The sequence below is a fragment of the Desulfitobacterium metallireducens DSM 15288 genome (assembly GCF_000231405.2).
Taxonomy (GTDB): domain Bacteria; phylum Bacillota; class Desulfitobacteriia; order Desulfitobacteriales; family Desulfitobacteriaceae; genus Desulfitobacterium_A; species Desulfitobacterium_A metallireducens.
Map to the genome: position 1 here is coordinate 494,427 of NZ_CP007032.1, position 18,329 is coordinate 512,755.

At 39.4% G+C, this 18,329-nt stretch carries 14 protein-coding genes; 7 read left to right on the forward strand and 7 right to left on the reverse strand.

The window, feature by feature from the left end; genetic code table 11:
• Nucleotides 1-2 precede the first annotated feature (2 nt).
• Both DESME_RS02420 and DESME_RS15550 read left to right on the forward strand, forming a co-directional pair.
• Nucleotides 3-2,396, forward strand: coding sequence for a polyprenyl synthetase family protein (locus tag DESME_RS02420; protein ID WP_242837415.1), 2,394 nt, complete (start codon nucleotides 3-5; stop codon nucleotides 2,394-2,396).
• 42 nt (nucleotides 2,397-2,438) lie between these two features.
• Nucleotides 2,439-3,935, forward strand: a complete 1,497-nt coding sequence (locus tag DESME_RS15550; RefSeq protein WP_006717320.1) for a metallophosphoesterase family protein — start codon at nucleotides 2,439-2,441, stop codon at nucleotides 3,933-3,935.
• Between the two features lie 121 nt (nucleotides 3,936-4,056).
• Here the strand turns inward: DESME_RS15550 and DESME_RS02430 are convergent, their stop codons facing one another.
• Nucleotides 4,057-4,965 carry an FRG domain-containing protein gene (locus tag DESME_RS02430; RefSeq protein ID WP_006717323.1) on the reverse strand — a complete coding sequence of 303 codons (909 nt, stop codon included), beginning with the start codon at nucleotides 4,963-4,965 and terminating at the stop codon, nucleotides 4,057-4,059.
• Between the two features lie 206 nt (nucleotides 4,966-5,171).
• On the opposite strand from DESME_RS02430, the gene DESME_RS02435 reads away from it, so the two are divergent.
• Nucleotides 5,172-5,714 carry an RNA polymerase sigma factor gene (locus DESME_RS02435; RefSeq protein ID WP_006717324.1) on the forward strand — a complete coding sequence of 181 codons (543 nt, stop codon included), beginning with the start codon at nucleotides 5,172-5,174 and terminating at the stop codon, nucleotides 5,712-5,714.
• Nucleotides 5,707-7,836 carry a beta-propeller domain-containing protein gene (locus tag DESME_RS02440; protein ID WP_006717326.1) on the forward strand — a complete coding sequence of 710 codons (2,130 nt, stop codon included), beginning with the start codon at nucleotides 5,707-5,709 and terminating at the stop codon, nucleotides 7,834-7,836. The genes DESME_RS02435 and DESME_RS02440 overlap by 8 nt, the downstream gene beginning before the upstream one ends.
• Before the next feature lie 23 nt (nucleotides 7,837-7,859).
• On the opposite strand, the gene DESME_RS02445 is transcribed toward DESME_RS02440, so the two are convergent.
• From DESME_RS02445 to DESME_RS02455, 3 genes are read right to left on the reverse strand one after another with little or no spacing between them, the layout of a single operon-like run.
• Nucleotides 7,860-9,332 (reverse strand): vWA domain-containing protein, encoded by a 1,473-nt coding sequence (locus tag DESME_RS02445; protein WP_006717328.1) that lies wholly within the window; start codon nucleotides 9,330-9,332, stop codon nucleotides 7,860-7,862.
• A gap of 5 nt (nucleotides 9,333-9,337) precedes the next feature.
• Nucleotides 9,338-10,495, reverse strand: a complete 1,158-nt coding sequence (locus DESME_RS02450; RefSeq protein WP_006717330.1) for an ATP-binding protein — start codon at nucleotides 10,493-10,495, stop codon at nucleotides 9,338-9,340.
• A gap of 12 nt (nucleotides 10,496-10,507) precedes the next feature.
• Entirely contained in the window at nucleotides 10,508-11,311 is an 804-nt protein-coding gene (locus DESME_RS02455; protein WP_006717332.1) for a hypothetical protein, read from the reverse strand.
• Between the two features lie 251 nt (nucleotides 11,312-11,562).
• Between DESME_RS02455 and DESME_RS02460 the strand changes: the two genes are divergently transcribed.
• The gene (locus tag DESME_RS02460) at nucleotides 11,563-11,928 is read left to right on the forward strand and encodes a YkvA family protein (protein ID WP_025248617.1); all 366 of its coding nucleotides are present in this window, start codon (nucleotides 11,563-11,565) and stop codon (nucleotides 11,926-11,928) included.
• Here the strand turns inward: DESME_RS02460 and DESME_RS02465 are convergent.
• Nucleotides 11,923-12,486 (reverse strand): GNAT family N-acetyltransferase, encoded by a 564-nt coding sequence (locus DESME_RS02465; protein ID WP_006717335.1) that lies wholly within the window; start codon nucleotides 12,484-12,486, stop codon nucleotides 11,923-11,925. The two genes, DESME_RS02460 and DESME_RS02465, sit on opposite strands and share 6 nt — an antisense overlap.
• Nucleotides 12,487-12,679: 193 nt before the next feature.
• Here DESME_RS02465 and DESME_RS02470 point away from each other — a divergent pair, with 193 nt between their 5' ends.
• Both DESME_RS02470 and DESME_RS02475 read left to right on the forward strand, forming a co-directional pair.
• Complete coding sequence (locus tag DESME_RS02470; protein WP_006717338.1) at nucleotides 12,680-13,540, forward strand: PstS family phosphate ABC transporter substrate-binding protein; 861 nt, start codon at nucleotides 12,680-12,682, stop codon at nucleotides 13,538-13,540.
• A gap of 5 nt (nucleotides 13,541-13,545) precedes the next feature.
• Nucleotides 13,546-15,405 carry a putative bifunctional diguanylate cyclase/phosphodiesterase gene (locus DESME_RS02475; protein ID WP_006717340.1) on the forward strand — a complete coding sequence of 620 codons (1,860 nt, stop codon included), beginning with the start codon at nucleotides 13,546-13,548 and terminating at the stop codon, nucleotides 15,403-15,405.
• 172 nt (nucleotides 15,406-15,577) lie between these two features.
• Here the strand turns inward: DESME_RS02475 and DESME_RS02480 are convergent, their stop codons facing one another.
• A complete protein-coding gene (locus tag DESME_RS02480; RefSeq protein ID WP_006717343.1) occupies nucleotides 15,578-16,276 on the reverse strand; it encodes a class I SAM-dependent methyltransferase in 699 nt (232 codons plus the stop codon).
• 15 nt (nucleotides 16,277-16,291) lie between these two features.
• A complete protein-coding gene (locus DESME_RS02485; RefSeq protein WP_006717346.1) occupies nucleotides 16,292-18,298 on the reverse strand; it encodes a KUP/HAK/KT family potassium transporter in 2,007 nt (668 codons plus the stop codon).
• Nucleotides 18,299-18,329 lie beyond the last annotated feature (31 nt).

The following is an 18,329-nucleotide window of genomic DNA, read 5'->3' on the forward strand; positions in this document are numbered from 1 at the left end:
AAGTGCCAAAATTTAACATGACGACGATTGTTAATGCTGCTGAATGTTATCAAATTGCTGAGCAAAAAGCTATCGAATATTTTAAATCACTTTATCAGCAGCTTGCCTTCAAGACCTATTCCTCGACTCTGACAAAGGATATCCTGTCATGGAAACATAATCATATCCATCATCATTCATTTCTTTCTGGCCTTTTTGGCCGGAAGGATAAACCGAACTCTCAGGAGTATCACAAATATATCCATTGGCTGGATTACACCGGTAAATTGGACAATTACCTGGACAGAAGCATCGCCTATATTTTCTTGCGCGATCTGGGCAAAGCTTTGGATTCCCCCGCCACTCAGGCCCGTATCCAGCATGTAGTGGATAGTTTAAAAGAACAGCTGACCCGTTCGGTCACTTTAGATAGGGCAAACGGAACCGAGAAGATAAGCTTTGTCGGGTTGTACCGAAACGCTCAGAAGGAAGGTGTCGGATCCACCTTGCTTTGGGTGTTGGACAAATTAAAGACAATGTCGGATCATCTTCCGAAAGAGCTCGATGCTGTTCATGCCCAGCGAAAAGTGATTAAAATCATTGCCGGTGTGCTCATGCACGAGATCGAAGAAATGAGCAGCAATACCTCGCCAGAAGAACGCTCTCGGAAAATTGATGAAGCTATTCGACTGGGCTATTCTTATGGCCTCACCTATCCGCTCATCGACGATCTGCTTGATTCCAAGGTCTTGTCCCTCGAGGAGAAAAAACGATATTCCGAACTGATTCGTACTACACTCATCACTGGAAATGTACCGGAATTAGGTGAATGGATAGGAATGAACAGTGATCTGGTCAAATATGTTCATTCGGAACTGTCGGATAGCTTTGAGTATATTAAGGTGCATCAGCGACCTGGAGCCCAGAAATCCTTTTTCGAGCTAGCTTATGTATTTTTTAATGCTCAGGATGTTGACCGGGTGAAGGACCTGTCCAATCAAAACTACTCCAATGAAGACCTCTATATTCCAGTTATTTTGAAATCCTCTTTTTCTAGACTAATCGCCCGTTCGGTGATCAGTGCACCTGTGGATATTGGATTTGACAACCGAACTTTCTATTATGGCATCTACAACCAGTTGGCGGATGATTTTTCTGATATGTTTGAGGACTTGAAGGAAGAAAGGGTCACACCCTATACTTATTATATAAAATACCATGTTCAACGGCAGGACTTGATCAACCCCTTTGAATTATATTGGACAGTTATCTCTAATCTAATCCATAACGTGTATCACTCCGACACGAAGACCTGCGAAGTGATTTTGGATCGTGCAATCAACGGGCTGAAACGATTTAAAGAACGGATGGGAACTGAAAGATACGACGAAGTCATGGGGCTATTTGCTTCTGTAAATCCGAAATTTAATGATCTTGTTCAAAAAATGGTCCGAAAGGCGGATGATGTAGATTTCTTGGATAAACTCCTTCGCGATAGGATGATCACGATTCTGAAAAATGAAAAGGCGGAGCAGGAAGCCTTTGTCGATACGATACAAACCGTGGGTAAGCAGATCAGCGGTATCTTAAATATCGCGAAAACTCTGGATAATCCACTTCTGAACCAAACCATTATTGACTCCGCAAATTATAGTCTGGAAGCCGGGGGAAAGAAGGTGCGACCGCTGATGGCCTGGGCCATGGGCGTAAACGGGTACGGATTAGACCCGAAGGCAATTGCACCGCTTCTCCGATCCTTGGAGTATATGCATACTGCATCCTTGATCTACGATGACCTCCCCTCCCAGGATAATGCATATACTCGACGAGGCAGACAAACCCTACATGTGGTGTATAATATCGCTATAGCTGAATTGACGGGTCTCTTTCTAACCCAAAAGGCTATTGAGGAATTGACGTCTCTTGACCCGTTCGATCCCAAAATCGTGTTGAACTTGATTCAGTATGCAACCCGCCTGATAGAGGATATGTGCAAAGGTCAGGCGATGGATTTGGATTCTAAAGGTAAACGATTGACGCTGGAGCAATTGAATATGATGTATTTTTATAAAACAGGGCTAGCTTTCGAAGCTTCACTTGTTATGCCGGCTATTCTCGCACAGGAGAAAGAAGCGCAAATTGAAGCTTTGAAAGAATTCGCCCATCATGCAGGTATCGCCTTTCAGATCAAGGACGACCTGCTTGATGCTGAAGGTGATCCCGTCTTACTAGGAAAACTGACAGGCAAAGATGTTGAAAATAACAATTCAACCTTTGTGACACTCCTCGGATCGGAGGGTGCCAGAAAGGAGATGTGGGATCATTACTGTCAGGCAATGGAGGAGTTGGAATATGTACCGCGAAATACCACTTTTCTAAAGCAGTTACTGAATTACATTGTGAAAAGGGATCATTAACATACGGTTAAACGCAGAATAAGAAAAGGGTGAGGTGTGACTATGAAAATAAAGAAGATCATGAACATAGCAGTAATTTCTTTGTGTTTATGCCTTGCTACTGGTGTTGGAGCCTTTATATATAATGCTGAAGGTTCATATAAAATAAACAACGATTTTGTAAGTGTCCCACTTCAGTTTAACCCGGACGACTCTTCATCAACTTATCAAATGAATAAAGCAGAAGTCACCGTTTATGGAGGTTTTGTTAAGGGAATTCAAAAGGATAAAGATGGTACAGAAAGCCTTGTTATCAGGGCGTTGTCCCCCTTGCCTTCTTTGGAAATTAAAGGAAATACAACGGACAATATTTCGTTGAGACTTGAAAACATAAACCCTGATTTTTATGCAAAGAGTATTGTTACAAACAACTTGCCGAGTGCAAAGGTGACGGTCAACACCTTGCAGTTAAGTGTAGCATTAGATGTCGGGAAAATTATTAATATCGACCCCATACAGCCAGCCGGGACTGATAGTACGGGAAAATATAAATATGTAATACTAGGGGATAATCGGGATGGCTACGATACGTTTGCTCAGATCATTCAGCAGGCGAACGGATTAGATCCGGTATTTGTTATTGACAATGGGGACCTGGTATTCAGTGGAAAACCAAACCAATACAGATTGTTTGATAAGACGGTGGGAAACATCTCTACGACATTTTGCACGACTCTGGGCAATCACGATATTCGCGGGAATGGCCGGGACTCCTATACCACGTTATATGGCCCTGCTTATTATTCTTTTGATTTCGCAAACAGTCATTTTGTGTTTTTGGATTCATCTCCAGGCTGGGCAGAAAAACAAGCGATTTCAGACGAACAATATACCTGGCTAGAAAATGATTTAAAAAAGGCGCAGGGTAAACGTATTTTTGTTATTAGCCATATTCCGCCCCAAGACCCACGAAGTGGTGTAACAAAAAATGAAATTCCAAACTATGTAGACGAAGTTAAAGACAACGGAAATTGGCTGGAACAGAAATTAAACAACTACAGTGAAACCAAAAGCATGAATCATGGTTTCCAGGATTCAGAGGAAGCGGCAAAGTTTGAAAATCTCATGAGTACCTATCATGTAGATACGGTTTACTTATCTCATATCCACAGCTATCTGGAATACACAAAAGATGGTGTGCGTTATCTTATTACGGGTGGTGCAGGAGCAGAGCTTTTGACAGAAAATAGCTATTATCATTATATGATAGCAAAAATGGGTGATGTTAAAACCACCACAATAGTTGAATTGCCATCACCGGCAAATAACTATCTTGCGAGATATGGGGCAACTATACAATTATTTGCTAATGCGATGTATGAAGAAAATCCTGTTGCAGTTGTGTTTCTAATGGCAGGAATTGTTTTACTCTTGCTATTACTAATTATCAAGATTTATCTGTGGAAAAGCCAACCATTCAATAATTTGGGAAGATGGCTGCTTGATACCGGAAAATATGCAGTGAAACGTTTTAAGGAGTTATTTGGGAATAAAGGTTAACCTTCATCTTCTTACCCTTGATGTATACCGTGGCTTCGCCCCAATCGATGTGGATGGCTTCGCCGGGATCATAGGATAAGAGATGAAGGCTTTCGCTTGTTTGCTCTTTACAAATTTGCGTTTATAGCCGTGGAATATTCTGAATGGAACTTAGGGCAGCAGTAGGCAGCTGGCCTTCCTCTTGGACTTCAAGGTTGATTTGACGGGAAACTTCAGTGATATCTGGGTAGAGTGTAAATCTTGTCACGCCATAGCGCTCAAGTTGAGCCAAGATTAAAGGAATGCTTGCAGCATCAACACAGATCTCAAGGAGATAGTTTGAAGCGTCTGGCAAAAGATTTAGCGGGGTAATTTCTTTATCATGGGGGAATACAGTGAAAACACCTTTTTGAGCGACGATATGCGGGTTGTTTAAGGGACCGATGGCTGCGGCAGGTTTCTTGTTGGCAAGGATTTCAGCATTGGGTCCAAAGTAGAGATTGAAAGTTTCTTCATCAACATTGGGGATATAGCCAGGTTTAACAAAACTATGAAAGGAGAACGCTTCATTGAGCCGAACGGGATTAAGAATCCAAACAGCGGCATCGGGTCGACCATCGTTGGCTGTCCGACCGTCCAATGCGAAGAAAAGGCCAGTGAGCGCGTCGCGACTCCAATCCAATATTCGGGTTGGCACCCCATAGTGCTGCATTATAAAGAGCCAGTGCCAATAAGCAGCTGGACCATTCGGTATAGGGAAAGAGGGCAACCCCTGAACAAAAGGAATTGCATAGGACTTGAATTTAGATAGATAGATAACTTCCATGAGGGGATTGCGCGGTTTTCGAGCGATGTTGGGTATTAGATCCCATGGAACTGGTTTTGAGGGTTGGTTTAGTTCGTTTTGACCGCGGTACCATAATTCACATCTCCCCGTAGTGGTGCAGATTCTCTGGAACGCATTATTCACGGCATTTAGATACTCTTCAACACTCTTAATCCGAGCCACACATTGAGTAACCGGACTTGCAGGCTGTACTCCATTAAGCATTTCTCCACCTCCTCTATAAGATATGAAGGTGAATGTTAATGCGGAAGTGATGAAGGTCTAATCTTTAAACGGAATAACAGATATTAAAGAGCTGCCAAAGATGGCAGCTCTCTTTGCTTAACCTGAAATTATAGGATGCAGAAGGATATTTATTCCAATAAGGCGAAGACGAATATATTACCTAACAAAGAATTTTTTGGGTTGGAATGAAACCTTTTGATCTTCCCAATTGTGTTTTAAGTGTAAGGGGTGTTGGTGTGGAAAGTAATCATACGAACGATTCTATAACTAAAGTATTAGAAACATATGCCGATACGGTCTGGAGGTTATGCTTAGTATATATGAGAAATAACGCCGATGCTGAAGACGCATTTCAAAATGTTTTTATGAAGTTGAACCAGCAATGGCCTAAGTTCAATAGCGAGGATCATATAAAAGCTTGGCTGATAAGAGTTACAAAAAATGAATGTAAGAATCAACTTAAGAGCTTTTGGCGTAAACATGTTATTACGATTGATGAGGTTATTTCCCCCATTGAAAATGATCATAACAAAGAGGTAGTAAAGGTTGTGATGCAACTCCCTACAAAATATAGGGATATTTTGTATCTTCACTACTTCGAAGGTTACAAAGTAAACGAAATTGTTACAATTCTTGAATCTAATGAATCTACAATTAAGACACGATTGAAACGCGCACGAGAGCTTTTGAAAAAAGAGCTGGTTGAGGGAGGCTTCCAATATGAATAAAGACCTATTTGAAGGGTTCAATGATTTAGAACCCGATCGGTCTTTGATATTAAAAACTCAAATAAAAATGGAAGAAGAGGTTCATCAAACGTCTAAAAGAGCGGGAGGGAATTATTACATGAGGAAAATCTACATGATTGCAACATTAAGTTTCATACTTATAGCAGGAATGTTCATTTCTAATCAGCAGCAAAAGCCTTCCAGTTTGTTACCTACCGTAGCCTCTTCCAACGTTGAAGAGTTACCGGTTGTCGGTGATGATCAAAACTTAAAGAGATTGCTTTCAGAGGTTGAAAGCAATCAAGCAGGGACTAGACATAGTGTGGGTATGGTAGGCGGCGGTTTACCCGCAGCAGATAGCAGCTCTGCAATAAAATCAGCTGTATCAGCAAGCCAAAATCTTTCTGCAGAATCAGGCGGAGTAGCCTATTCGGGGACCAATCTGCAAGTGGAAGGTGTGGATGAGGCCGACATTGTTAAGACAGACGGGAATTACCTCTATCAAATTTCTAATGACTCGAAAAATGGAAATAATCCTCAAGTCATAATATCTAAAATTAATCCAGCGAGTGACTTGAAGGTAGTAAGCAGATTAGAATTTGATTCACAAGAATTTAAGCCTCTTGAGATGTATGTTGACTCGAAAACACTCGTTGTTATTGGGACGAGTTATGAACGCATGGATTCAGCTGTAGGAGCTATGGGTGGACCTGTCACAGAAATGTTGGTCTATGACCTCAAGGATAAAAATAATCCCCAAAAACTTAGAGAAGTGAAGCTTGATGGAGATTATGTTTCTTCCAGAAAGATTGGCTCAGCTGTATATTTTGTCGTTAATAAATATATCGATTACTACAGAATCCTTAAAGAAGATCAAGCCCCGATAAAGCCAAAATATTATGATTCCCTTTGTCAAGAGAGCTATAAAGAAGTCAATTTCTCTGAGATACACTATTTCCCAGGCACAATTGAGCCTAATTATCTAATGATCGCTGGAATGGATTTAGATCATCCTGACAAAGAAGCAAAAGTATCAACCTATCTTGGGTCAGGACGTAATATCTATGCTTCGACCTCTTCTTTGTATGTGGCAATGCCGCATTATGAATTTGAACAATCCGCATTGACACAGGAACCTGCTGTTGAGGACGCTATTTCCAGAATGCCAGCAAATATAACGACCCAAATCTATAAGTTTGGTTTTAATCAGGGGGAAATTACATATCAAGGAAAAGGGGAAGTTCCTGGTCAGATTCTTAATCAGTTCTCCATGGACGAATATCAAGGTTATTTCCGAATTGCAACCACGAAGGGAGAAATAGGGGCTACTTCGGGTAATGAATCGACTAATAATGTTTATACCCTTGATCAAAACATGCAGGAAAGTGGAAAATTAGAAGGATTAGCGCCCGGTGAAAGAATTTATTCGGTCCGTTTTATGGGAGATCGTGCCTATATGGTAACCTTTAAGCAGGTTGATCCATTGTTTGTAATCGATCTTAAAGATCCTAAGCAGCCAAAAGCATTAGGAGAGTTAAAAATCCCAGGGTATAGCGATTATTTACAACCTTATGATGAAAACCATTTAATTGGGATAGGTAAAGAGACTGTTGAAGCCGCCCTTCCTAGTGGTCCTAATGGGCAACAGCAAACTATGGCCTTCTATCTTGGCATGAAACTCGCTATGTTTGACGTGAGTGATGTGACTCATCCCAAAGAACTATTTAAAGAAACAATCGGAGATCGGGGAACTGACTCTGAGGTACTCAGAAATCATAAGGCTCTATTATTTGACAAAGAAAAGAATCTTCTAGCCTTCCCTGTGGTTGTTTTTGAGACTAAGGGGTCTCAGCAAAAAGAAGTATCCCTCAATACTCCGCCTCAGTACGGAGAAATAACCTTTCAAGGGGCATATGTGTATAACATTGATCTAGAGCAAGGGTTTACACTCAAAGGAAAAATTACTCATGTTAAGGAAACTTCGCAGAAATATCGAATCGACCAAGCCGCTATCCAAAGAATTCTTTTTGTTGGTGAAAACCTTTATACAGTCTCACCAGGGAAGATTAAAGTAAATGATTTAAAAACATTAGATGAGAAGGGTGCTTTAGATCTTCAATAACTATTTTAAGCAGGGTTGTTGCGTTAAATATCTAATCTCTCTTGGTCATTCATTGAATATCCAGCGACTTTAAGATCACTCATTGTCACTGTATCATCTTTTATTACGATGTTCTTAAGCTTTTTAACGGCCCCATAAGCTTCTTTTAAGGAAAGCTTATCACCTCTCGCCGATATAACCCATAACGTTTTATACCCTTTAGGTATTGTGAGAAGTTTTTCTTCACCTTGGCCATCCGTAAAATAGATTAACAAATTAACCTTATTTTGATTCGCATATTCAAAAACGGGGGTAAATTGAGTGCCGCCTCTCATATTGATTCGATCTTTTATGTCCTTTACCGATTTGACTTTATACACACGCCTAATTTCAGTATCACATTCGATAATCATAATTTCATGATTATAATTTTTTACGATAGCGAGGACTTCTTTAATGGCTTGATTAAACTCTTCATCACTAATGCTTCCGCTGATATCAAGTGCAACAAGAATTTTTGCTTTATGACTCCTCAGTTGACCTCTTAAATCGAATCGATCGGGCTGTCTTCTATTCCTTCTGGTTATCGTCTTCTTTTTTTGACTTTCAACAGTTCCCATTAACCTCTTAAGATATAAATTCCAAAGCAATTCACCCTTGTTGTTTTTAAGGGAGGATATCATGCTTTCTAAATAATTGGGGATGTAACCTTTTTGAGCATTATCAGCAAACTTCTCCGTAAATTCTTGAAGCGTTTTTTCATCGATATCACTGGAATCTTCCCAAAGGTCATGGGATTTTTCAGGATCATACTTTGTTTCTATTCTTTCATTTTTATCATTATTACCATCAGCTGCTTCATCCTCGTCTGCTCCATCTTGATCATTATCTTCTTCGGACTCATTATCGACTTCGAGTAAATCGATGGCAGTTTGAATTTCTCCCACATAATATTCAAAAGGTTTAAAGGGCAGGAGTTTTAAAGAATAATTTAAATTTACCCAATCTAAGGTAACAGCATAGGGGGGGAGATAATCTAAATAGGTATTAACGACGATATTCATGGCCATATTGATCGCTAATGGGCTGTAGCCATCCTTAAATTCTTTTGCTCTGATGAAATGCAGAGATACGATATGGAGTATTTCGTGTTTAATGGTGCTTTCCATTTGCTTGAGATTAAGAGTTAAAAAAATGAGGGGATTAAAATAGATAACATATTTAGCCCCTTTGAAATTTACAGCCGTAGGGCTACTGATATCGAATCGTATTTCTCTGGACATTTGGATTAAAAAATAGCCGTAGAAATTGTCTTTGTCTTCCATGAGACTTAGATTCACTTTATCGATAAGGGCGAAAAACTCGTCTCTGAATTCTTTAGGAATAGTTATCCTGAAAGGTTCATTTTTAGGCCTAGATTTGCTATGAGCTTTACTTTTTGCTTTGAAATAATCGACAATAATTATTTCTGCCTTATCACAAAGGTCTTTCACTTGGTGATCAAAAAAAGTTTCCATCAATTTCACCTGATTAAACGATAAGATTCAAAATATGATTCTACAAAGGCTTCATTTTCAATAGCCTGTTTGTATACTTCAGGATAACTGTTCTTAATATCTTTCATGATTCCTATCTTTAAATCGACAGGGTATAGTTTCAAAAACTCAATAAGCCTGTTGATAAAGAAAACCCGGCTTTCACTGAGCCTTAGCGAGGGACGAAAGTCGCTGGTTGCACTTAAGATGTTTGATTCTAGGCTTTTGAGAATATTCTTGGCGGATAGATAAAGTCTTGTATGACTTTCATTTTTTACGCTCTCTATAATCGATTCAGGAAGAGAATCTCCGGAAAAAACATATTCATAAGATATGAGTGGACGATAATCGGATTCAACAAAGCTTACAAACTCTTCTGCAATGACTCTTCCGACATTTCCTTTGATCACATTTAAAAACACGGATCTAGGAATAGAATCTTTTTTCTCTTTGTAGATTTTATAACTGCTGGAAATTCGCTCATAGCTTCTGGGCGTTGCTCGAAGATCATCTTCGTTGATCTTGTGCAAATAATCGGGGAAGGTTGAGATAAACTCGATAACCTTTGGCTCAATTCCTGCCGCTATGGCCCAATCTATCCACTGATTATAATCAGGCTCCATATATAACCAGACAAATCGATTTTCTTGCGCTGCATCCATATCGACAACTTGGTAATCAAAATCCGAACCATATTTACTGGAAGGATTCATAGCAGCACATATTTTTACACCTTCAGGTAACGTATAGCCATTGATTTCTCGATTTAAGATTAAATTCATAAGTTCTTGTTGTACGGTATGTTCACACCGATTGATCTCGTCGATAAATAAAAGAACGGTTTTTCCCTGAGATATTTCTTCATCAATTTCCTTAAGCTTATGATGGACGGCATAGACAGTAGCTTTCTTTTCAACCGGATTTCCTTCAGAATTAACTCTTGGATAAGATTCTATCGTGGGCAGACCGCCTATTTCACCTTCTTTAAGGAGATTCCCATTGATAACAATTAAACTCCAGTGATAATCTTCCGCAATTTTTTTGGCTAACGCTGTTTTTCCGATTCCGCTTTCACCGACGATTAAAGGGACTTCTCCCGTCGATAGGACTAAGTCAACACTTTTTAAGGTGTCTATAAAATTCATTTTCTTGCACTCCTATATCATTTTCAGCTTTTCATCGACTGCGATTTTTTTTGCCTTTTTGCTTCCATATTGATAAATAAACATGATCTTGTCGATTGGCATAATGGGGCTGTTTTTATCGATATTGCTGCAATTTAAAAAATCTCTGACATATTTTTCTTCAACATCTTCATTGGATAAGGATTCCTTTAACACGTTTTCTAATTCATCTTCAGATATTTCTTTGATAACGTATTTAATCACTAAGATATTGACTTTCAAAAATTCTAATATTTTATGTTTATCTAACTCATTGATAAAGGTAATAGCGTTCTCATTATTCTTGATCGCGATAAGCTCTGCATTATGCGTGGGAGATTTTATATATCTCAAGGCATCATAACTCAATTTTACAGCCTCTTCTTGTACACTTGAGTAAGGTTCTTTTATAAACCGTAGTGAATCATAATTTTTTCTTACCGCCAATAATTGCAATTCTTCACTTGGGTTTTTGACATATTGAATAGCCCATCCCGCTTGACTTATGGCTAATTTCATTAACTGATCATTTGGATTTTTAATGTACTCTAAGTTAATCCATCCATCATGGATCGCTTTTATCATCATATCTTCTGTAGGGTTATTTATAAATTGAATCGCTCGAGCATTATTGGCTATCGCTTGTTCTTGCATCTCTGGAGTTGGATTATCAATATATTCTAAGGTCAGGCCATTTTTTCGAATAGCCAATAACTTCATCTCATCGGTAGGTTCATTGATATGTGCAATAGTACTCGGATTATTCTTGATCATTTCAATAAGCTTTGCTTCTTCCATAGGTTCTTTCCTTCTGTCATTATTTTTAGTATTAGTTAGTATAATTAATCTGCTTTTTAAGTCAATCTAATGAGTATGATTATACCACTGTAAAAACGAAGGGGCTATAAATGCTGCTGAAACAAAAAACGAAGTGTATGTCATTGACCCAATTCTAAGCGTTCTGATTGCCTTATACCTAATGTTGACTTTAATTCCTTGTTATGTTAAATTTAAATTTTTACTCTTTAATAGAGTTGGAGGTTTATATGATGGATTTAAAAGTTAGAGCAAGAAAATTAAAGTCAGATATACCTGCTGTATTTATAGCTTTGAAGAAGAAAGAAACACCAGTAATCGCAAAGATTTTGGCTGGAATTACAATTGGATATGCGTTATCACCTATTGATTTTATACCAGATTTTATACCAGTTATAGGTTTTTTAGACGACCTTATTTTACTTCCAATACTTGTTGCAATAACAATAAAATTTATACCAGAAGAAATATTAACTCAATGCAGAATTGAAGCAGAAAACTTATGGAGTAGTGGTAAACCTAAAAGGTGGTATTTTGCAATACCAATAATATTAATTTGGGTGGTATTAATACTGCTAATTTTCAAACATCGTTTATAACGCCTTTCGAACAATATCATAATGGCTAAATGTTTTATACAAAGAAAATCCCGCCTTTATATACATGGATAGAGGTCCATTATAGTGTTGAGCACTCGTTAGTTCCCCCTTCTTTGGATATGCTTCTATATACTTATATCCCTTATTTGAGTAGTCATTACATATTACATTTAGTATTTGGCTGGCTACACCCTTCCTTCTATATTCTGGAGAAATAACAAAGCAAACAATAGAACAGATTTTTTCCTCTGCTCCATCCCATAGCTCTTTATTCAATAGAAGCCTCGAATAATTATTCTTATCGTTTACATTGCACCAACCTACAGGCTCTCCATCAAGGTAAGCTAAATACCCTTTCATTTTATCCTGTTGAATTGATTTAATGGCGGACAGACGATTACTTTTCCCTGTCTGCCGTTTCAATTCATCATCATTTAAATGATAGAAACGACAATAGCAGCCAGCCCACTCTTTGTTATCAGTAAAAGCTACTTTATCAAAAAAATATAAGAAATCGTCTGTAAGTTCTTTAGATATCGGATAGATAGTTAGTTCCACTATTAATCCCCCTCTTATTTAATACGTTATATCATTCCATATAATAGCATAATTCACCTTTTATTGGTTAAAAAACTTGTTCCCTTGACTCTTATACAGCTTAAAAATTAGAGAAATAAAATATTTGCAAAGGGATTTAGGTATAAAGGAAGAATATGAATATATAGGAAAATTATTGTCAGAAGGTGGATGCATGCTCAAAAAGTTACGACGCTTGTTTCTTTTGAGTGGTCTTGTATTAACGCTAATTCTTCTGCTTACGGCATGTGGGACGAAGAATACCCCAGAGCCAGTGGATGAGAAAACCCACACCAATTTTACAGTTGCTGGGTCAGGAAGCAACTTACCGATCACCCAACGTTTAATTGAGGGGTATATGAAAAAATCAGGGCAAACTATAACCTTACCGAAAAGTATAGGTTCGGGTGGAGCGATTAAGGCCCTGAGGAATAACGCCATTGATTTGGGATTACTTTCACGGCCGTTAAAACCTGAGGAAGTGGATCAAGGCCTAAAGCAAATTCCCTATGCTCGTGTCGCGGTGGTCATAGGAGTTCATCCTAGTGTTTTAGAGGAACAAATAACGGGGGATGACCTGGCAGCGATTTTTAAAGGAACAAAAAGCCAGTGGCGTAACGGACAAAATGTTATACTGTTTTCCCGCGAAGAGGGAGATAGTACAAATGAGGTTTTGAAAAAGGAAATACCTGGTTTTAAAGAGGCTTTAACTGAGTCCTTAGAGGCTAAACGGTGGCAGGTTTCTTTTACTGATGAGGAAGAGGCCCAGGCAATAACTCAAACCAAAAATTCAATCGGTTTTACGGACAGTGCGGCATTGGCCGTTGAGAAACATGAAATTAAACCTCTATTATTTGATGGAATCCAACCGACGATTGAAAATGTTGAAAAGGGAACGTATAAGCTGTCCAAGGATATTTATTTTGCGTATAAAGAACCTCTTTCAAAGGAAGCTCAAACCTTTCTAGAGTACGTATGGTCTAATGAAGGACAGGAAATAATCCGTTCAGCACACGGAATTCCACTAGGGAAGTGAGTCCTATGGAAAAAACAATTCATTTTTATCGAGACTTTTCTATTAAAATGCGCCATCTTGCAATCTCGGCAGCTCTTTTGATTTGTCTATCAATGCCTCTCACGTTTTTTGTCCTGAGCTGGTCCAATGATAAAGAACTCGCCAAAGTGGATGCAGACAAAATGGTTGAGGTTTTGATTCCTGTGATTCGAGAAAGCCCAGATTTTTGGAGCTATAATGTTCAAAAGTTTACCCAAGTTCTACATACGCACGAACTAAGTAATATCAGTGCGATCAGAATTTACAATTCGCGCGGAAATCTCCTTTATGAGGAGGTTAATTATACTCCGGCATGGATGGCAAGTTCTCGAATTCCTATTATCTTTAATCAAGGGCTCTATGGTTATGTCGAAATCAGTATCGATGCTTCCCGAACGCTGTATTCTAGTCTGTTGGTTTTCGTCCTGTTTATGGCCATTGGTGGGCTCGCTGGTTTGGCCTTGTATCGGTTTCCTGCGAAAATTGTTCGACAGTCCCAAGAAAAAACCCTGGAGGTCTTTGAAAAGCTTCGTCATCTTTCCTATTATGATAGCTTGACCGACTTACCGAATCGTTTTCATTTTCAGGAGATTTTAGAAAAGTGTATTCAGCAGAATTCAGAAGATAAACCTTGGGCACTTTGCTTTCTCGATCTTGATCGCTTTAAAATTGTTAATGATACATTAGGCCATAATAAAGGCAATCTTCTGTTGCAAGCAGTGAGTCAACGCTTAAAGGAGTGTGTTGATCATCCAGGACTTTTAGCTCGCTTTGGAGGGGATGAATTTACAATTATCCTTCAGGAAATTAAGGATAAAGCGGAGATTGAGCGAGTTGCGGCAAAGATCGTTGAAGATTTTAAACGCCCTTTTTCTATTGCGGGATACGATCTTTATGTGACGGTAAGTTTGGGGATTAGTGTTTATCCTCAGAATGGAAGAAATACTGAGACGTTGATTCGATGTGCAGATATCGCTATGTACCGAGCGAAAGAGGCAGGGAAGAATCAATATGCTTTCTTTGCAGCGGAAATGACCCAAGTGGCCAAGGAACGACTTAAACTTGAAGTGAAATTACGTAAGGCGTTTGAACAGCAGGAGCTTTTCCTGAATTATCAACCGCGAGTTAACATGAAGACTGGAAAGATGGCCGGGATGGAGGCCCTCATGCGATGGCTGGATCTGGACTTGGGAAGCGTGTCTCCTGCAGAGTTTATTCCGCTGGCTGAAGAGACAGGGCTTATCGTGCCGATGGGCAAATGGGCTTTGCAAACAGCTTGCCGTCAGACTCGTGAGTGGCAGCATATGGGACTAAAGAATCTGACGCTGTCCGTTAATATTTCGACACTTCAATTTCAGCAGGCGGATGTTGTTGAGATGATTTTAGGGGTACTACAAGAAACCGGCTTAGATCCGCATTTCTTGGAACTTGAATTAACGGAAAGCCTTTTCATGGTTGAGCGAGTGGAGGCCATTCGTAAGTTGAACTTACTCGTCGAGAAAGGAATTCAGATTTCCATCGATGATTTTGGAACTGGGTATTCCTCCTTAAATTATCTGCGCTATCTTCCCGTTAATGTTATCAAGATTGATAAAGAATTTATGCGCAATATCGGTAAGTTAGCGTATGATGAAGCTCTGGCAGAAGCGATCATCGCGATGGCTCATAGTCTAAACTTGCGAGTTGTCGCCGAGGGGATAGAGACTGAAACCCAGTATCGTTTTATTCGGGCTAAGGGATGTGATGAGATGCAGGGGTATTTCTTTAGCGAGCCAGTCGATGCAATAACCTTTGAAACTTTAGCTTTTCATGTCCAAGCGGACCAGGTTAAAGTTGCTTTGATCTGAAATGCACTCTATCGTTAACATGGGGCTGTTGCACAATAAACTGAATGGTTTGTTTGGGCTACAACGTAAATAGGTACATAAGAAGAGGCTTATCAAAGTATACATAAAAAACATCCGATCAGTGAGAAAACGAAAGTTTAACTCACTGATCGGATGTTTTTTTATTCAACACTCATCGTATAGTCTTTACCCACTTTGCTACCACAAAGCCAGGATTTCCTTCCCTTTTTTCCTCGATAGAAAGGGCTTCAGAGGTTGTTTGAACATTCGGTGGGAAGAAAAGACATTCGCCAATTTCGGCAGAACCACCGATTTGCCAGGAACATATTTCTTCTTTGGTATAAAGAGCAGCACGGGCGAAGACCGAATTGGGCTTGTTGCGAGCTGATTCCGCATAGTACTCACTCCAGGCACTCATGCCGGCGATGAGTCCGATCATTAGGCAACCCCCGGGCTTTAAACGACTAAAAAGTTTTTGCAATACTTTTTCCGGTTCAGGCACAAATTCAAAGGCGGTCATGGAAAAAATTCCATCATAGGTTTCGAGTTGATCAGGAATTTCTGTAATATCAGCATGCCACCAGTGAACACGATTCGTTTTTGAGGTGTTTTCCTCAATCGCCGCTAGTTTCTTTTTGGCCAGAGCCATCATTTCACCGGAAATATCGACTGCAGTGACCTCATAGCCCTCTTGCACAAGCCAGCTCGTATATTGTCCAGTACCACATCCGATCTCAAGAACCTTTGGACCCGGTGTCTTGAACATGGACTGGGCCAGGTGACGTTCAACTTGATCAGATACTGATCCAAGCTCAGTATCATACCAGGAATCATAACGTGCAGCAACGGGGTCAAAAAGTGCTTCGTTCATTCGCAATCACCTCTATTATCTAGTTTCTCTTTCGAGTTTGATTGATCTCGGGGCTCCAAAGTGTAAAGGAACGTGTTCAATTTTAACATCCGTATGTTCGAGCCCAAACCATCTCACCGGAGAAACTGTAATTTCCTTTATATAGAGTCTAAATTGCATGATTAATCGTTCATATAAAGGAAGATCACTATCATAACCCAGTTCTTCACGGACTAAAACAAAACAGAAATCCCCAATGTTACTGTTGACTGCATTTGTAGAATACACTTGCGGTTGTTGTTTTATTTCATCGGCCTCCATCAGATCGGTTACCACTTGCCTTAAATACGTACTCACTTTTTGTTCCATCCTAAATCCCAAACGCAGTTGCACTTTGAAAACAAAATCGGTTCCGAAGTTTTCCACGGAGTAGGCCATCGTCCTGGGTTCATCGGTCACTTCTACGTTTACAAACCAATAAACTTCCGCTCTTTTTGGCCGTTTATCTAAAATCGAATAAATAATTTCATTGTTGACCTTTCCTGGTTTTGATTTGCTGGTTAGATAAACTAAATTCGTGGCATATACCGGAATATGTTCATCTCTTCTAAGATGATCAAGCTTAGTAATATAATCTTCCAATGAAACGGCTTTTGACACAACTTGTTGAAGTTTTGCCGCTTTAAACCATAAAACCATCATGATTAAAATGAGAGAGGCGATAATTATTGTTACAAATCCACCATGGAAAAACTTCGAAGCACTCGAAATGAAAAAAGCAGTTTCCAAAGTTCCAAAAAGGATAACCATTAGAAACGAAAGTACCCTGGATACGTTTTTTTGAAGAAGATAATTAAACAACAAGATTGTGGTCATCAGCATCGTAATAGTAATTGCTAACCCATAAGCTGATTCCATGTGTGCAGAAGTTTGAAAGAAGAGAACCACTCCTATACACGATAACATTAAAAGGATATTAACGATTGGAATGTACATTTGGCCTTTTGACATAGCAGGATAGTAGGTTCTTAATCTCGGTAATAGATCCAACTTAATGGCTTCGGAAACCAGTGTAAAGGATCCGGAAATTAAAGCTTGGGAAGCAATAATCGCGGCTATCGTTGCAAAGGCAACACCAAAGATGCGAAAGTCAGACGGCATCATCTCAAAAAAAGGATTAAATCCTATTATCTTATGAAAGCCCGGATTGTCCTTGATCTGTAATAACCAAGCTCCTTGACCAAAATAGTTAAGCAATAAGCAAATCTTTACAAATGGCCAAGTTGCGTAGATATTTCTTCTCCCGACATGTCCTAAATCCGAATACAACGCTTCTGCTCCCGTTGTAGCTAAGAATACACTACCCAAGATTGCAAATCCGACTTTATTTTCGTCACTAAACAAGAGTTTAATTCCATAGTAGGGAGAAAAAGATTTTAAGATATCAAGGTTTCCGAAAACATGGATAATACCGAAAACACCTAACATGAGAAACCATAAAACCATAATGGGTCCAAATAATCGTCCTATGATCTCAGTTCCCGTTCGTTGGATCAGGAACAGGACACAAAGAATGATAACGGTAATCAAAAGAACAGTGGATTGGTTCGAGCCAAAGTTATTTATATAGCTGGGAATACCTTTTAATCCTTCTACAGCAGTTGTGACAGTAACGGCCGGAGTCAAAACGCCGTCTGCTAAAAGGGCTGCTCCCCCAATCATCGCTGGAACAATCAGCCAGGCACCCCGCTTTCGAATTAGTGAATACAGGGCAAGGATGCCGCCTTCTCCATGATTATCTGCTTTGAGTGCAATTAGAACGTACTTGATCGTGGTAAGTAAGGTAAGAGTCCAGAAAATAAGGGAAAGAGAACCGTATATAAATTCAGGGGTAATTGATCTTAATCCACCGTTACCTTCAACTAATGCCTTCATAACATATAAGGGTGATGTACCAATATCACCATAAACAACACCGATTGTTACGAGCATACCAGCTAAGGTTAAGGGCCGTTCTTTGCAGATATTTAATGCCTTTTCCATTGTTCTATCCCTTCATATCTATTTGTAAGCC

Excerpts from the sequence above, each read along its gene's own strand:
- DESME_RS15550 (WP_006717320.1), top strand. The coding sequence starts at position 2,439 with ATGAAAATAAAGAAGATCATGAACATAGCAGTAATTTCTTTGTGTTTA.
- DESME_RS02430 (WP_006717323.1), bottom strand. The coding sequence starts at position 4,965 with ATGCTTAATGGAGTACAGCCTGCAAGTCCGGTTACTCAATGTGTGGCT.
- DESME_RS02435 (WP_006717324.1), top strand. The coding sequence starts at position 5,172 with ATGAAACCTTTTGATCTTCCCAATTGTGTTTTAAGTGTAAGGGGTGTT.
- DESME_RS02440 (WP_006717326.1), top strand. The coding sequence starts at position 5,707 with ATGAATAAAGACCTATTTGAAGGGTTCAATGATTTAGAACCCGATCGG.
- DESME_RS02445 (WP_006717328.1), bottom strand. The coding sequence starts at position 9,332 with ATGGAAACTTTTTTTGATCACCAAGTGAAAGACCTTTGTGATAAGGCA.
- DESME_RS02450 (WP_006717330.1), bottom strand. The coding sequence starts at position 10,495 with ATGAATTTTATAGACACCTTAAAAAGTGTTGACTTAGTCCTATCGACG.
- DESME_RS02455 (WP_006717332.1), bottom strand. The coding sequence starts at position 11,311 with ATGGAAGAAGCAAAGCTTATTGAAATGATCAAGAATAATCCGAGTACT.
- DESME_RS02460 (WP_025248617.1), top strand. The coding sequence starts at position 11,563 with ATGGATTTAAAAGTTAGAGCAAGAAAATTAAAGTCAGATATACCTGCT.
- DESME_RS02470 (WP_006717338.1), top strand. The coding sequence starts at position 12,680 with ATGCTCAAAAAGTTACGACGCTTGTTTCTTTTGAGTGGTCTTGTATTA.
- DESME_RS02475 (WP_006717340.1), top strand. The coding sequence starts at position 13,546 with ATGGAAAAAACAATTCATTTTTATCGAGACTTTTCTATTAAAATGCGC.
- DESME_RS02480 (WP_006717343.1), bottom strand. The coding sequence starts at position 16,276 with ATGAACGAAGCACTTTTTGACCCCGTTGCTGCACGTTATGATTCCTGG.
- DESME_RS02485 (WP_006717346.1), bottom strand. The coding sequence starts at position 18,298 with ATGGAAAAGGCATTAAATATCTGCAAAGAACGGCCCTTAACCTTAGCT.